This window comes from uncultured Chloroflexus sp., from assembly GCF_938091255.1.
GTDB lineage: Bacteria > Chloroflexota > Chloroflexia > Chloroflexales > Chloroflexaceae > Chloroflexus.
In genome coordinates, this window is the sequence record NZ_CALLJH010000061.1 from 19,798 (window position 1) to 35,914 (window position 16,117).

Annotated in this window: 12 protein-coding genes, 1 tRNA gene and 1 pseudogene; 7 read left to right on the forward strand and 7 right to left on the reverse strand. The window is 56.7% G+C overall.

Annotated features, from left to right (window positions below):
- Positions 1-113 precede the first annotated feature (113 nt).
- From Q1A00_RS17150 to Q1A00_RS17175, 6 genes are all read right to left on the reverse strand, one after another.
- Positions 114-1,739 (reverse strand): ATP-binding protein, encoded by a 1,626-nt coding sequence (locus Q1A00_RS17150; RefSeq protein WP_299758018.1) that lies wholly within the window; start codon positions 1,737-1,739, stop codon positions 114-116.
- A gap of 17 nt (positions 1,740-1,756) precedes the next feature.
- Positions 1,757-3,121, reverse strand: coding sequence for an SH3 domain-containing protein (locus Q1A00_RS17155; protein WP_298490150.1), 1,365 nt, complete (start codon positions 3,119-3,121; stop codon positions 1,757-1,759).
- Between the two features lie 9 nt (positions 3,122-3,130).
- Positions 3,131-3,835, reverse strand: a complete 705-nt coding sequence (locus Q1A00_RS17160) for a hypothetical protein (RefSeq protein ID WP_298402878.1) — start codon at positions 3,833-3,835, stop codon at positions 3,131-3,133.
- Positions 3,832-4,350, reverse strand: coding sequence for a Rab family GTPase (locus Q1A00_RS17165; protein WP_298402880.1), 519 nt, complete (start codon positions 4,348-4,350; stop codon positions 3,832-3,834). The genes Q1A00_RS17160 and Q1A00_RS17165 overlap by 4 nt, the downstream gene beginning before the upstream one ends.
- Before the next feature lie 341 nt (positions 4,351-4,691).
- Positions 4,692-5,930, reverse strand: a complete 1,239-nt coding sequence (locus Q1A00_RS17170) for a class I SAM-dependent RNA methyltransferase (protein WP_298402883.1) — start codon at positions 5,928-5,930, stop codon at positions 4,692-4,694.
- Between the two features lie 69 nt (positions 5,931-5,999).
- A complete protein-coding gene (locus tag Q1A00_RS17175; RefSeq protein ID WP_298402885.1) occupies positions 6,000-8,240 on the reverse strand; it encodes a hypothetical protein in 2,241 nt (746 codons plus the stop codon).
- 377 nt (positions 8,241-8,617) lie between these two features.
- Here Q1A00_RS17175 and Q1A00_RS17180 point away from each other — a divergent pair, with 377 nt between their 5' ends.
- Positions 8,618-10,183: a DUF333 domain-containing protein gene (locus tag Q1A00_RS17180; RefSeq protein WP_299758023.1), complete on the forward strand. Its 1,566-nt coding sequence runs from the start codon at positions 8,618-8,620 to the stop codon at positions 10,181-10,183.
- 40 nt (positions 10,184-10,223) lie between these two features.
- Here Q1A00_RS17180 and Q1A00_RS17185 read toward each other — a convergent pair.
- Positions 10,224-10,299, reverse strand: a tRNA-Lys gene (locus tag Q1A00_RS17185).
- 99 nt (positions 10,300-10,398) lie between these two features.
- Here Q1A00_RS17185 and Q1A00_RS17190 point away from each other — a divergent pair.
- From Q1A00_RS17190 to Q1A00_RS17215, 6 genes and pseudogenes are all read left to right on the forward strand, one after another.
- Entirely contained in the window at positions 10,399-12,309 is a 1,911-nt protein-coding gene (locus Q1A00_RS17190) for a VanW family protein (RefSeq protein WP_298402889.1), read from the forward strand.
- A 566-nt stretch (positions 12,310-12,875) separates the two neighbouring features.
- Positions 12,876-13,061 (forward strand): hypothetical protein, encoded by a 186-nt coding sequence (locus tag Q1A00_RS17195; RefSeq protein ID WP_299644647.1) that lies wholly within the window; start codon positions 12,876-12,878, stop codon positions 13,059-13,061.
- Positions 13,058-13,414 (forward strand): DNA methyltransferase, encoded by a 357-nt coding sequence (locus Q1A00_RS17200; protein WP_298402891.1) that lies wholly within the window; start codon positions 13,058-13,060, stop codon positions 13,412-13,414. The genes Q1A00_RS17195 and Q1A00_RS17200 overlap by 4 nt, the downstream gene beginning before the upstream one ends.
- 415 nt (positions 13,415-13,829) lie before the next feature.
- A complete protein-coding gene (arsS, locus tag Q1A00_RS17205) occupies positions 13,830-14,852 on the forward strand; it encodes an arsenosugar biosynthesis radical SAM (seleno)protein ArsS (protein WP_298490146.1) in 1,023 nt (340 codons plus the stop codon).
- A gap of 20 nt (positions 14,853-14,872) precedes the next feature.
- A complete protein-coding gene (locus Q1A00_RS17210; RefSeq protein WP_299758028.1) occupies positions 14,873-15,538 on the forward strand; it encodes a TIGR04282 family arsenosugar biosynthesis glycosyltransferase in 666 nt (221 codons plus the stop codon).
- Between the two features lie 375 nt (positions 15,539-15,913).
- Positions 15,914-16,117, forward strand: a pseudogene (locus tag Q1A00_RS17215) (Bcr/CflA family drug resistance efflux transporter); the annotation flags it as partial.

The following is a 16,117-nucleotide window of genomic DNA, read 5'->3' on the forward strand; positions in this document are numbered from 1 at the left end:
GCAAAGGGCGCAAAGACGTAAAGGGATTTGAGAATGCAGAGGTGGGAGGAAGTATTCTTTCTACTTTCTCCCCCCCTTCTCCCCATCTCCCGCGCTAGCGAGCGAGACAGGGCTTACCCCTTCTGTTCAAGCAGCGCCCCAATCCGCTCGGCTAGTTGGCGGAGCCGCACCGGTTTCGCCAGATAATCATCAGCGCCGGCGGCCAGACAACGCTCGCGGTCACCCGGCATTGCCAACGCCGTCAACACCAGAATCGGTAAATGACGGGTCATTACATCGCTACGCAAATGTTGCATTACTTCAATCCCATCCATTGTGCGCATACGGACATCAAGCAAAACTAAACAAGGCATTTCACCCTGCACATAGGCAAGCGCCTCTTCGCCCGACTCGACATGCACCACTCGGTAGCCGCAGCGCGTCAAGTACTGAGCAAAGAGCGTAGCGGTGGCGACATCGTCTTCAACCATCAGCAGTGGTCGGTCGCCAGCAAGTGGTGACGCGCGTGGCAGATCGGCCGGCATATCCGCGTCGTGTTCCTTCTGTCGCTCGTCGGCGAACCAGTCGAGTAAGCGTTGCTGTTCATCCGGTTCCCACGGCAGCGAGATATGGAAGCGACTACCGACGCCCACTTCACTCTCAAGACTCACACTCCCACCATGCAAGCGGGTTAGCTTCGAGACCAGCGCCAAACCAAGACCGCTGCCGGTTACCTCTTTCTGTCGCTCACTCTCGATCTGTTGGAACGGCTCAAACAGGCGGGTGGCATCTTCAGCGGTAATGCCAATCCCGGTATCCCAAACCGTGAACCGTACCGCACCGCGTTCAGGCTCGCCGCGCACCTCAAGGCCGACTTTACCGCCAGCGGGGGTAAACTTAATTGCATTTGAAAGCAGATTGATCAAAATTTGGCGTAAGCGGCGCGCATCGGCCAAGATCACTTGCACCGAGGGGTCCAGATCATAGATCAGTTCGAGGTTGGCCCGCCGGGCCATATCTGCCACCATCGGGCGCAGCGAATAGCAGATATCTTGCACCGAGACGGGGCCAATATCCAATTCGAGCCGTCCGGCTTCGATTTTGGCAATATCGAGATAATCGTTAATCAACGACAGCAGATGCTGGCCGCCCTGCTTAATGCCATTGATCGCGTTCAATTGTTCTTCGCTGAGCGGGCCAACCAATTGCGCACGCAGCACATCCACTAAGCCAAGAATGGCGGTCAATGGCGTGCGTACCTCGTGGCTCATACTGGCCAGAAATTCGTCTTTCAGCTTGGTGACGCGCAGCAAGCCGGCGTTGATGCGGGCCAGCTCGACATTCTGGCGCTGGATGCGATCTTTGAGCAATTGCAATTCGTTGCGGCGCTGGGCAAGGAGTTGCTCGGAAAGGCTGCGGTGCGTCGTATCGGTAATGATTTGAATCAGACCGATAAGGTTGCCGCGATCATCAACGTGCGGCACGGTCAACAGATCGAGATAGAGCACCGAACCATCGGGCAGTTGACGGTTGATCAACGGTAGGCTCAGCCGGTCGCGATCTCCGCTGAGAATCTCGGCCAACGCCTGCTCGTTGCCGAACAATTCTGGCAACAGCTCGATCAGGTGAACGCCGATCGGTGGTTCGCCGCCAACCAGCGCTAATAAGCCACCAGCGTGCTGGACACGCAGATCAGGATCAACGATCAGGTAGGCGCTGCCGGTCTCGATGAGCACCTGTTGTTCAACTGTCACATGCATAGCACAGCATACTCCTCTTAAGGTCGTGGGAATGGGGTTACGAGTGCTGGCGGGATCGGACGCACCAAACCTACCCACCGTGATGGTACCCAACCGATTAATTGAATGGGACGCTGATCGATCAGCACGTCAACCCGAACTTGGTACCAATCACCGTATTGAGCCAAGACCACGACCGGCGCATTGCGCGGTGCAACGATCGGGCTGCGCTCGCTAGCTTCATCGGGGAAGCTGTAGAGATAGACATTCCCAGTCATTACGCCATCGTATGGAATAGGCGTAGCCGTCGGCGTCGGCGTGATGGTTGGCGTTGGCGTGGCGGTTGGGGTAGCCGTTGGTGTCGGCGTGGTGGTTGGGGTAGCCGTTGGCGTCGGGGTAGCCGTTGGGGTTGCTGTCGGTGTCGGGGTTGCCGTCGGCATCGGAGTTGCTGTCGGTGTTGCCGTTGGCGCAAACAAGGCTGCCATTCGCGCTTCCACGCTCATCACCCACCAGCCGCAGAAGAAGATCGGTGACAGTGCAATCAAGAGCAACAGAGCGATGATTGTGCGCTGCAAGAACGAAGGAGTCTGTTTCGTGCGCGCTGACTGGGTCGTCGCCAGCGGAATCTGTTGACGAATGATCGCTTCAGCTTCTGTTACCAACGCATCATCATCGCCGGCAAAAGCACGGAGTCGGTCGTAGCGGCCTTCATGAATAGCGACCAATGTTTGGCGCAACTGTTCACGAAAGCCACGCGGCTCGATACCGGTGATGACTGCGGCTAGATACGCAGCGCTGCCGCTGGCAATGACAATCTGGCGCGCCTCGTAGCTAATCGCGCCGAGTTCATCGCTATCGCCGAGGGCATCACGGGCAAAATCGCGAATCGCCGTCAGCATCCCACTTACCAAATCGCGGTCAGTTGCGGGAGTGCCGGAGGCTGCGACGTGGCAAATGAGTAACCCAGAGTCACGCTGGATCAGAAAAACTTCTTGTACCGAAAAGGGTAATTGACTGCGTAGTGCATATTCACCCGCCGACACACCTTGCGCACGCGCACGCCAATAGCCGGGATCGAGCATGAGCATTGGGCCAGTCCGAATGCGAGTGTCGATCTGAGCAGCAAGATCGCGGATCGCTTCTGTCGCTGCGCGTGCGATCATTGCCCCGATGACCGGATAGAGGGCGTCAATGATATCTTCGCGGGCTTTGTACACCTGTTGTCGGATAGCCTCGCCGATTGCTGGCGCAATTGCACGGGCAATATCCTCGCGTGAGGTTTGAATATGCTCAGCTAAGATATCTGCGATCACCGGGCTGATCTTATCGACCAGCGCCTCCGGTTTCAGCAACACACGCCGCAGCTCTTCGATCTCGCGGCTGGTCTGCGGTTCGCTCGCCATACGTGCCTATCATTCATCCTTTGCCGAGGTGAGACCATCCAACAAACCGGCCACGGTGCTCCCGGTTTCTAGCCGAGTCGCTATTTCGATCAGCATACTGGCTAGTGCCTTACGGTCAGTCTTCTGATTATCGAGCCGGTCAGCGATTCGGCGCAACTCAGTGCGCAACGCATCTTCGGCGCTGCGTAGCTCGCGGCGTAACGCTTGGGCACGCTGTTCGAGCAGATCGCGCGTCTCGGCGAGACCAGCGCGGTTCGTGCGGATCTCAAGATCGTGATGATTCTGTACCCGCCGTAGTTCGCTCACGCCGTCGCCCAAGCCGTTGAGCGCTGCTTCGTGCTGGCGCACTTGCGCCGAAACCTGCTGCAAGATTGACTCACGCGCCCGGGCCCGCTCAATCTCACGCCGCAGCTCGTCATTCAGCCGGCGTGTCTCGACATCAAGCGCATCAAACCGGCGCAGCATCGCTTTTTCAACCTCGCCGAGCCGGTCTTGCAGTTGGCGGACATCGTCATTAAGATGTTCAATCTGGCGGCGGATGTCACTGAATGCACGCGCATACTCTTCCATCTGCGGGCCAAAGATGATGTCGCGCAGGCGATCAACTTCCGCCTGTCGTGGTTGGCGCGTGCTAGTTCCGAGAATAATTTGGCGTACCCGTTCAAGCTCTTCGGCTTCCTCCGAGTTGCTAATTCCCGATACATCGTTTGTCATACGCGCCCTTTCTGCTGCACAATCTGCCGTCCTAGTACCTGAAACGCCTCGTTCACGCCAGCGCCGGTACGCGCGCTGGTGCAGAGCCAATCGGCTGATAAATTCGTCGCCACAGCGGCAATGTCGTCATCGGCGATTCGTCGTTGCTCGGTGAGGTCGGCTTTATTCGCTGCGATGACCAATGGTGTGTGTGGACTAGCCCGGTGAAATGCCTCGGCATACTCACTAAGCACCGGTAAGGTGTCAGGCCGAGTCAGATCACAGACGAGCAAGGCACCTGCCGCGCCGCGATAGTAATTCTGCACGATCTGGTTGAAGCGCTCGCCGCCGGTCGTATCCCAAATGATGAGGTTTATATCGATGTGGTTTAGCTTGAGCGAATGGCGGCTAATCTTAACGCCAAGCGTGCTTAGGTATCGTTCGTCAAAAATGCCTTCGACAAAGCGACGGATGAGGCTCGTTTTGCCAACGGAGAATTCTCCGAGCAAACAGATTTTAGCAGTGAGTTGATTCACGGCATTTTTTGTTGAAAATATACTTCCACCTATCAAACTTGGCTATAGTATAACACATATTGCTTCTTGGATTGAGTGTGGATGGTCAATGATACGTGATTGGGTGATGCGGTGCAAATGGTTCGCTTTTGGCCGGCTATGAGTGCGGTGTCTCTTGTGTCTTCTAAATTATGATGAAATGTCTATTGTAAACATATTACACGTGACATTTGTTAAAGATTAAATGGTGATTTGCAAGAGCGTTAAATGAATTTATGATCTTTTTTTGGTTAAAATAAGTTGATCATTTCGTCTTAATAACGTTTGGTTAACTTGATCTACGTATGACGATCGAAGAGAGTCTATCGACAAAGCACAAGGATCGTCTCGACATGCGGGGTTTGCGGAAAGAGATCAATTGGCTGCACCAGCGTGAGATGATAGCCTGCCGCTAACAAAGGGGCAAGATCGCGTCCTATTAGTCCGGGGTGGCACGAAATATAGACGATTCGTTCCGGGGCATGGGCAATCACTGCCTCGATCAGCGCCGGATGGCACCCGCGTCGCGGTGGATCAAGAATCGCGGCATGGAAGGGGCCGGGCAGGCGTCCTACCACTCGTTCGGCAGTACCAGCAATAAATCGCACATTTTTCATCTGATTATCGGCGGCGCTCTGGCGACCATCGGCTACTGCGGGTTGGTGCGCTTCCACCGCCACCACTTCGTCATAGGCGGCGGCCAATGGTAAGGCAAAACTGCCCACGCCGCTGTAGGCGTCAAGCAAGCGTCCGCCGTGCGGCGCTAACGCTGCGCGCACCACCTCGATCATGCGCTCGGCCTGCGCGTGATTGACTTGAAAGAAGCTACTGAGGCTGAGCCGAAAGACCACCCCGCCTAATTCATCATAGATGGCATCAGCCCCTATGAGCGGTTCGTCGCCGAGCGTGACACCCGCTAACACCGGCGTGGCGGCCATCCACGTCGCAGCCAACCGGACCAGAGCATTGCGATCGGCGTCGGGGGCGGGATCAAGCCGGGCGGCGGCATAGCCATACGTCGCGCTGGCCCGCAAGTGTACCTCGTTGATGAGACCGGCGAAGGGCAGTTGACGTAGTCCGGCTAGTGCCGCGCGCAAGGCTGGTAACAACAGTGGGTCGTCAACCACATCAAGCACTGTCTTTGTGCCGATGGCGTGGTAACCGAGCGCGGCGCCATTCGCATGCAGACGGGCGCTGTTGCGGTATCCCCACGGGTGTGGTGCGGTAATCACCGGCTGGACGGGGAGATCAACGGTCGGTAGAAATTTGGCGATCTGCTCGGCGATGATTGTCTGCTTGTAACGCACCTGCGCCGGATAAGCAATGTGCTGCCATGGCACATGATCGCCGGGATTGACTAACGGCGCTACTCGATCAGGTGACGCACGAAGTACGTCACTGACGGTTGCTCGCAGAAAGCGGGTATGCCGCTCTCGGATGAGGGCGCGTACCCGCTCCCCCGGCAAGGCGCTACTGACAAAAACAACGAGTTCGTCTAACCGGCCTACGCCGTCGCCACCCTGCGCAATGCCGTCAATGTCGAGTTCAATGATGTCGGCCATACCTTCCCGCTACCAATGACGCCGACAGTCTGCTGGCGTCAAATTGGGGGTATTATAGCCGATCCGATGTTACTGCTGTAGATTTGCTTTCACGGCGGCCTCTAGTTCAACCAAACTCAACCCGTACACCGCATTGAGCATTTCGGGAGTAACCTCGTTGCGGAAAGGCCCTAACCCGCTACCCAACACGGTGAAAAGGGGAATCGCCTGCTGGAGACGTTCGGTCGGTATTGTGGTAAACGAGCGATAGAACTCCCAAAACCGCTCGATCCCGTAGGTGTCGATCAGATACTGGACTGTTTCAGCAGAAAAGAGATATTCTGGCCCGACGCTCTTACCAAGCATATCGAACTGACCAAGTTGATCGGCAGCGGTGAGTTTTGTGAGATCGATCTGGTCTGGTTGGCCTTCCTGAATAAGATATCGGCGTAGCTCAGGCCGGTATTGGTCGGCAAAGTACATAGCCGTGCCCTCAATCAACCAAACCGGCGTGAACGGCATGGTCTCGCGGGCGAGCACCAAATGTACCATTTCATGCTTAATCGTTGCTTTCCGGCCAAACGAATTGTCAACGTTAGCGTACTCGGTTAAGCTTGCGCCATTGAGGTAAAACGCCCGGCCCTGTGACTGAATATACTCGTCGGTGAGATTGTAGCTCCAGTAGGCAACACCAAGGGTACGCGCACCCTGCCCAGTTTGGGCGCGGAAGTCCTCTTGATCAATGGGGACGAAGAGGATGTATTTCTGATCAAGAGAAAAACCGGCAGCTTGCAACTCGGTGTACACCTGTTCACATTCAGCCGCGATCTCATCAATCTGATCGGCCATTGCCGGACGATGGATGATGAGAAAGTGATCGGTCTCGCTGAGCTGTACATCATCAGTCCACCAGAAGAGCGATGGTTGATCAAGCTCATACCGGCTGACGATCCAACGGTCTGCTTGTTTGGTGAACCAGTAACGCAGCTCATGCTGAAAAACATTGTCCGGCATGCCGCGCCAGTGGTAAGATAGCCAGACCGTCATTCTATCTTGGGTACCACGCTCCCACGCTGATTCTAGCAGGATTGTGTTAGGGGACAAAACAAGTCGGTACTCTGCGATGGGTAGTTGCTGGCTTCGCTGAAAGATGCGCTCTTGCTCTGGCTGTAATTCTGGGGCAAAGGTGCTAAGGTAGCCGGCCAGATCGCTTGTCATCAGCGCCTGCGCTTGCCGGTTCAACACCGCTTCGAGAGTTTGCAGTGCCAATTCTGCACTGGTTGGCGTCGTAGTTGGCGGTGGTGGGCCGCCGCTCGCTGAGGTGACCGTCGCCCGAACGAACCCTTGCTCGTTAAAGGAAAGCGTGGCTGCGCTGTAGAATGGGTAGAAAAAGCGGAGTTGATCGATATCCTGCGGCCGTGGGAAGACGATCTCGCCACGGTAACTTTTTCCCGGCAGCAAGCCATCAGATGGGATAATGGCAGTACGAAACTGCTCACTCATCCGCAGAGGTGCATACACTACCCCTTCAGCATCGAATACCCGACTATCGTTGCCGCTGAGGCCGCTGCCAAGACCGATCGGTCGCCGGCCGGTATTAACGAACGCGATCGCGAAGCTGATTTCATCGGCAGTCACGGTGACGCGCTCAAGGCGTAAATCGAGCCGACTTAATGCAGATTGGCTGCTGTACAATACCACATCGAGCGGGTATTCACCGCTAGGTACGTTGAGCGTATTTGGTGTAACTCGCTGATCGAGCGTGAAGATCAGGGGCTCAAACGTGGGTACGTGCAGCTCAAATGGCCCACCTGCGGTTGGCAGCGGGAACGTTACTTCACCAATGTTGGCTTGGCCGGGCAAATACCCATCCTTGAGACTGAACCGTTCGATGTTGTCACTGACTGCTAAAGGACGATACTCATTCCCGGCACTATCAACAAGGCGGAGTTCGGTGCTCTTGAAGCTGGCAGAAAGGTAACGCGAGTCGTTGCTCATGTTCTGCATGCCAAACCGAACCACCAGTGCGCTCTCGGTCAGGGACACGCGGTAGATAATCGCGTCAAAGTCGATCTTTGGGTTGCGTGTACGCTGATTGATCAGATAGTCGCCGCGAGCGGCGGCGAAGTTGTTTGGCGCTGAGCGAGTTGGTGTGGCTGCTGCGCTGACGGTCGGCGGTCGCGTTGGATTGTCGGTAGATTGGTTGACTTGGGGAGCGGGAGTGATAGATGGTGGTTCAACGAGGGGTGGCGGTGTGGCGCAGCCGGCTAGCAAGAACGTGATCAGCAGTGGCAGCAGGAGCCACGAAGTTTTGAATTGGAGCTGTGTCATAGAACCTCCTGTGGGGTTGGAAGTTGACGGTGGCGACGATGCGAGGTTGGACGGGGATAATTTAGGTGGTGAGCGATGGCTTTACAAGCGGAGATGAAGCGGAATCGGTAGAGGAGGGATTGAGTTTGAGATTTTATAAATGTTCTTACTTGGAAATAGCACTACGAATATATCACTTCTCAGGTGGATGATCAAGATGTTTTGACCAATTTTGAGATTTTAAATGTTCAACCTTATTCCTTGCGTTATAATAGCGAGTAGCGAACGTTATGCCCTCTGCCTCACTCGCTGAACCCTACACAGCGGAATTACCGGCGCCAATGTAGTCGGCACGTCGCTGTTTGTCGTACAACCGTTGCTCAGCGTAAGGATTTACGATGTTCACCCTTGTTCGTTTGGGTCAGGGGCGCAGCCACTGGAGCTTCGTCGTTGTGTTGGTATTAGGTCTCCTCATTGCCGGGTGCGGCCAGTCTTCGCCAGAATCCTCTAGCTCACCCACCACTAAGCCAACACCAAGGCAATCCACCAACGCTAGCGGGAGTTCAGACGGGCAGAGCCAACCAACTATTCCCATTACCCAGCCAACCCCAACGTCACCCTCAGCTTCTATTGTAGGACTCGACAATCCTGCCTCAACCTACTGCATCGTACAGGGTGGCCGGCTTGAAATTGAAGCTACTGCCAACGGTGACCAGATCGGATTCTGTAACTTTCCTGACGGTACACGCTGCGAAGAATGGGCTTTCTACCGTGGCGAATGCCGACCCGGCGAGCGGTACGATCTTCCACCAACGACAACTGCAACCGAACCTACCACCACCCCGCTGAGCGAGGTGTTTGCCGCCATGCAAGCATCGTTGCCGGCCAATGCCTTCGATACGATAGCCGCCCAGCCCTTGCAGACCACTGATGGTCGCCAGCTTTGGGTGGTGTATAGCACCGGGATGCGCAATGTTGACCTTAATCCGGTACCGTCGCATGTGGTTGCGATCTACGCTAACCAAGCCGGTCGGTGGCAAGAACTTGATCGAGTAGCCCTAAGTACGGCCGATGCCGAACCGGATTATATCGGCGATGTGCAACAAGTTAAGATTGCTCCCGGTCAGATTTGGCTTCAAATCGAAGGCGGATTAGGTGCGCATAGCGGCAGTTATCACCTGTTTCGGTTCGACGGTGATACCCTACAGCTTGCCGTGGTTGCGTTTTCGTCTCACCCCGGCGTTGGCCACGTCGAAGACCTAAACGGCGATGGTTTGAACGAGGTGGTGCTTGACCGCTCAGAGCCGTACATTTTCTGCTACGCCTGCGGCGTGTACTATCCTTCGTATCAAGTCTATACATGGCAGGGTACATCACTCGGTGAGGTTGCAATCAGCCACCTGACCACTGCCGATCAAGCTGCGCCGTTTGCCGACCTCAATCGGCAGGCGGTCACCTTTGCGCAGGCCGATCTATGGCCCGATGCGCTGGCAGCGATCAACGCGGCAGTGGTACAGGCTGGTGACGCCGATCCACCTACCACGGCCGGTTCATTGCACTGGAATCAACTGCTCATTCAGATGATCCACGATGCCCAGCGCGAGGCTGTTGCGACCAGCGCCTATCCGCTGCTTAATCACGTCTTTTATGGTGATTACGCCGGCGCGGTTGCCCAGATGCGTGCTTATTCGCCAGATGCGATCTTTCGCACCGAGTCGCCGCTGATCGTCGGTACCGTGGCCGAGGGATGGGAGATGGAATTGAGTATGTATTTACTTGATTCCTCTGAACAAGCGTTAGCCGTTATGCCCGATCGGGCCGAAATCCATTTCGTCAGAGCATGGGGTCGATTTCTCGCTGATCCGACCGATCCGGCGTTTGGCGACGATATACGTCGGGCTGCACTGTTAGCGCCCGACGACCCACTGTTCGCGGCTGCGGTAAGGTGGCTAGAGCGACGGTAGGTGGGCCAAACAAAAACACCGGCATTAGCCGGTGTAGTAGTGGTGGGCCCCGTGGGACTCGAACCCACAACCGATTGATTAAGAGTCAACTGCTCTGCCAATTGAGCTAGAGGCCCGCTGAGAATATACAACAACCTGCCCAAATTGTCAACTTGTCGTAACCAGCGAGGTTTTGTACAATGCGAAAGGGTCTATGACAGGTTCGCTGCATCGCTATGCCTAGTAATCGCTACTATCAAGAATACGGCCCGATCTACCGCCGGCGGGTAGCGCAACGTGAGTTGCTGCCCAGAGACGAACCGCCGCCCGAAGAGCCGCAACGGCCGCGACCGCGCCGCCCTCTGCGCCGACGGCGACAGCGCGCGCCGGCATGGGTGTGGCTGGCGTTTGTCTTGTTCTTGTTGGTAGCTGCGCCAGTGGGTGCAGTCTATGCGGTTGATCTGGCCTATCCCAATACCATCTTGCCCGGCGTGTCGCTCAACGGCGAGCCGCTCGGCGGGCGTAGCCGGGCTGATCTGATGATCGAGTTGCGTCAGCGCTATCGCACCTTTGAACAACAACCGGTGACGCTTACTTTCCGCGATCGAGTCTGGCAGCCAACGCTTACCGAGTTGGGGGTAACATTTGCCATCGAGCGATTGGTGAATGATGCCTTCGCCTTGGGCCGCAGCGGCGACCCCTTCACGCGCGTTCGCGATCTGTGGTTGCTCTGGCGCGAAGGGATTGATCTGCGGCCACGGTTAGCGGTTGATCTGAGCCAAACCCAGCATTACTTGCTCGGCATTGCGTCGCAGATCGAGCAGGCACCGACCGACGCTGTGCTTAGTCTGGCCGATGCTCGTGTAATCGGTCAGCCTAGTCAGCCCGGTACGCAACTATTGATCGATGCCACCGCCAACGATGTGTTGCTCGCCGTCCAACAACTTCGCCCGCAGATAGTGCCAATTCGCACGCGCCAGCTTGCCCCGCTGATCGACGATACCGATCTAGTGGTGGCCCAACAGCTGGCGGTGCAGTTACTGCGCAGCCCGATCGAGCTAGTTGTCGAAGATCAGCGGATCGTGTGGTCGCCTGAGCGCTTGGCCGAGCTGTTGCAGGTGAAGCCAGTTGACGGCCAGTTCGTTATTCAACCCGATCCTGATCGGCTTGCTCGCGCTGTCGAGGGTTTGGCGCAGAGCATTGATACCGGCACCGCCGAACCACGCCTGCGCTTCAGTGATGGCCGGGTACGGATCGTCGCTGAGGGCCAGCCGGGTCGCCGTTTGCGGCAGGCCGAGGCCGTTACTGCTCTCGGTGAGCTGCTGATGCAACCTTCACCGATCACCCGCACGCTCGTCTTGCCGGTTGACCGGATCGATCCTCAGATCACGGCTGCCAACCTCGATAACCTTGGCATCGTCGAATTGGTTGCCGAAGGGCGCAGCAGCTTTGTTGGCTCAGCGCCGTACCGCATCACCAACATTCGCGCCGGTGCTGCCCGCATGAACGGCGTCCTCATCGCTCCCGGCGAAGAGTTCTCGTTCAACCGCCAATTGGGTGAGGTGAACGCTGAAAATGGCTTTGTTGAGGGGTACGCCATTATCGGCAACCGCACCCAACTCGAATGGGGTGGTGGCGTCTGCCAAGTCAGCACCACCGTCTTCCGCGCCGCCTTCTGGGCTGGCTTGCCGATCACCGAACGGCACGCTCACTCGTTCTACATCAGTTGGTACGACCGGTTTGGCCTTGGCCCCAACGGCGATGGCCAAGGGCTAGACGCCGCTATCTTCACCGGCATACAAGACTTGAAATTCGTCAATGACACCGGCTATTGGTTATTAATGCAAACTAGCATCGATGAACAGGCGCAGGTGTTGGTGGTGCAACTATACGGTACCCGCCCCAACCGCGAGGTGCGTCTCGAAGGGCCGATTATCGCCAACGAAGTGCGCGCGCCGAGCCAGCCGGTCTATGTTGATGACCCCTCCTTGCCGCGCGGCACGTTGCGCCAAACTGACGTTGCCCGTAACGGACGCGATATCTCGATCTATCGTATCGTCATCGATGCTAGCGGCCAAGAACGGCGAGAACTCTTCTTTACTCGCTTCCGCCCATGGCCGAATATTTTTGTGCGTGGCACAGGGTGAAGAGGGGACTGAGCGTGTGCCTCTTTCATATCACACACCACGAGCAATGGTTAGCGTGGTTGATTGCTGATGTCTGTGCAATGCCTGAAGCAAACTGTATTTCAGTCGAGTTGACAAACAAATGTTCTGTCTTTATAGCTAGAGCATTATCCATAGCGCGTGCCTACCGGAGCTGCCGGCGATGATCGATTCAGACCTGTACGAGCATAGCCACCATATTGAGCATGCCCATATTGGTAGTGCAATTGTCTATCACGCTGATTGCTTTACGTGGATGCGAACGGTGTCTGCCTAACGGATTCATGCCATTGTGACCGATCCACCGTATGGGGTGCGCGAATTTGAACCCGATCAATGAGCAAAACGAGAACGAGGTCAAGGTGGGATTTGACGCATCCCGCCTGCATTCGATGGTCGTACACGAGCACCGCTGTCTCGGTTTACCGCGATAACCGCAGATGATTGCCGGCACCTTGTCGCCTATTTTACCGAGGGGGCAACTCGCGCTTAGGCTTCTACAACCCGGCGGCCATTTCTTTCTTGCTACAAATTCGTTACTTGCGCAATTGGTATTCACTGCCCTGAGTGAGGCCGGATTTGAATTTCGCGGCCAGATGATCCGGTTGGTGCGCACGTTGCGCGGCGGTGATCGGCCAAAACATGCCGAAGCAGAGTTCGCCAATGTCGGTTCATTGCCGCGTGGGTGTTATGAGCCGGGGGGATTATTTCGCAAGCCGTTACCCCCAGCATGACCGTCGGAGCCTGCCAAACAGTTGGTCTCCGTCGATATCCTGATGGCACACCATTTGCCAATGTTATTGAGAGCGAGCGCACGCCGCAGCGTGAACGGGTGCTTGCCGATCATCCTCGTCTGAAGCCGCAATCCTTTTTGCGCCAGATAGTATATGCTGCTCTTCCACGCGGCACAGAAGTGATTCTCGACCCATGTATGAGTTCTGGCTCTACGATTGCGGCTGCATTAGCTGTAGGTTATCCGGCGATTGGCATCGAGCGCAATGAGCAATACTATCAACGAAGCTTGCGTGCTATTCCGGCCCTAACTGACCTGTATCCTATGCAATCAACGCGATTGCTGCACCAGTGATGGGTACGACGTTCCATTGTGCAATTGCCATATCTTCAAATACCGCTTGCCGCTTCATTACTGAGTGTGGATTGCGCAATACCGTTGCTCGCAAGAATTACCGTCATCGGTCGGAGGTAACCGCCTCTTACAGTCTATCCTTGCACGCCGTCGCTCTCCTCGTGTCATTGCGAGCCGCCGCAGGCGGCGAAACAATCCCCCGCGAGGGCGAAACCAACCTCCTCAGCTATCCCCTGAGATTGCTATGGGCCACACCCGCCAGTGTTAGACCCCATACTATTGCAATCTCTTCAATCTCCTCATAGTGCTACCGGTTTTGCGCCAGTCAACCTCATACTATTGCAAACCCATAGCTACTTGTTGCCAAACCAATCATCCAACGTGCTATACTACCAATATCCGAAGGAAAACGAGTATGGCAGCTATCCGCCTCATTCCAACCTTACGCCGGCAAAGTCACCCGTTGGCCGATCCGCTGGCCCAGCAGCAGATGCTGGCCGCAGTGCCGGCACCGCCGTTCGCGGAAACGTTGGCCGCGCATAGGGTAGGGCCGTTGCGCGCCGGATCGCGGGTTGAAGTGTTGCAGATCAATGTCGGGCGGCGCTGTAACCAAACCTGCCGCCATTGCCACGTCGATGCCGGCCCCGATCGCACCGAGATAATGCCGCCGGATGTGGTCGCCGCTTGTCTTGATCTGCTCGCGCGCTGGCAGATTCCGGTGCTCGATATTACCGGCGGCGCGCCGGAGCTGCATCCCGCGTTTGCCGAGATTGTCCGGCGAGCGCGCGCGCTAGGGTGTCACGTGATCGATCGCTGCAATTTGACAATTGCCCAATTGCCTAACTATCGCTACTTGCCCCGCTTTTTCGCCGAACAGCAGGTTGAGATCATCGCCTCATTGCCGGCCCCCGATCCCGCCGGCACCGATGGCCAACGCGGTGATGGCGTCTTTGCTCTGTCAATCGCCACTCTGCGCGAATTGAATGCGTTGGGCTATGGCCAAGCCGGTAGTGGGTTGCTGCTCAACCTGATTGCTAATCCGACCGGGCCCCATCTTCCCGAACCCCAAGCGACTCTTGAAGTGCGCTGGCGTTCTGAATTAGCCGAGCGCTACGGCATTGTTTTTAACCGCCTCTACACGCTCACCAATGTGCCGATTAGCCGCTATCTGGCCTACCTGCACGAGAGCGGCCAACTCGACGACTATATCCAGTTGCTGGTGCAGTCGTTCAATCCGGCGACGGTGGCTGGCTTGATGTGCCGCACGACGCTCTCAGTCGGATGGGATGGCCGACTTTATGACTGTGACTTTAACCAGATGCTTGATATAGCGTTGCCGCAAACGATTTTGGATGTGACGCTGTCCGATATTGCTAACCGCGAAATTCGCACTGCTGCTCATTGTTACGCATGCACCGCCGCCGCCGGTTCCACCTGAACAGGGACGATCAGCGCGCCGTGAGCGCGCCTCCCGTCCTCGTGATGATGGCTCGCCGCCCTGAAGCGGGCCGGGTCAAGACGCGCCTTTGCCCGCCATTAACCCCGGCGCAGGCAGCGGCGCTCTATGCCGCGTTCCTACGCGATCTGGTCGAGTTATTGCGCACCGTACCCGGTATGCAGCCGCTGATTGCTTATGCGCCGGCTGAGGCCGCTGATTATTTTGCGGCACTGGCCCCTGATATCGCTCGCCGTCCGCAAACCGGCGTTGATCTTGGCGAGCGGCTGGCCGCCGTGACCAATGCTGTGTTGGGTGAAGGTGTGCCGGCAGTTTTGGTGATCGGCAGCGACAGTCCCAGCTTGCCGCCAGCCCATATCGCGCAGGCCGTCACGGCGCTAGCTAGCGGCGCTGACCTAGTATTGGGGCCGGCGGAAGATGGCGGTTACTATTTGGTAGGGTTACGCCGGCCCGCCCCGGCCTTGTTCACCGGCGTACCTATGAGCACCCCTACCGTGTTGCGTGATACCCTCGCCATCGCCGAGCAACTAGGCCTGCGCACGGCACTCATCGATCCGTGGTACGACATTGACACCATCGCCGATCTGCGCCGGTTGCGCACCGATCCGACTCCACTGCGCCATACCCGGCTAGTGTTGACTGAGTTGCTGAACAACCTTGCCGAGTAAGGTTAGCCGCTGGGCGCGAGAATAGAACGTATCGCATAACCGTAGAGCCGCACGACCGTGCGGCTCGGCTATGGCCCGGTAGATGAACGCATGGCGAGTCCCCCCTTCCCCCCTCGCTCCGCGGGGGAGAGGGTAAGGGTGAGGGGGAACACGCCTAGCCGTCGTGGGGGCGGGGCATGCGAGGTGGTTGATGGAGCGGAACAAATGCCGCCCTACGAGGTGCCGCGCGCACTGCATGAAGGGCGGCATTCATTCCGCCCTATTTCTATACGCATCTAATAATGGACTTGTCAGAAATCATGAAAGCAGCGATAATGAAGGAGTATTCCACAGCCTCGCATCACTGCCGTACCTCTTTACACTGCACAGGTATCTATGGCAACCGAATCTAGCCAATCCGGCCCGCGCACGGGCGAATTTGTGGCAATGATGGCGCTGATGACCTCGCTGGTGGCGATGTCGATTGATGTGATGCTGCCGGCGTTGGCCCAGATCGGCGCCGATCTAGGCGTCCAGCGCGACAATGACAATCAGTTGGTAGTGACGATGGTCTTTGTGGGCTTGGCGATCGGCCAACTG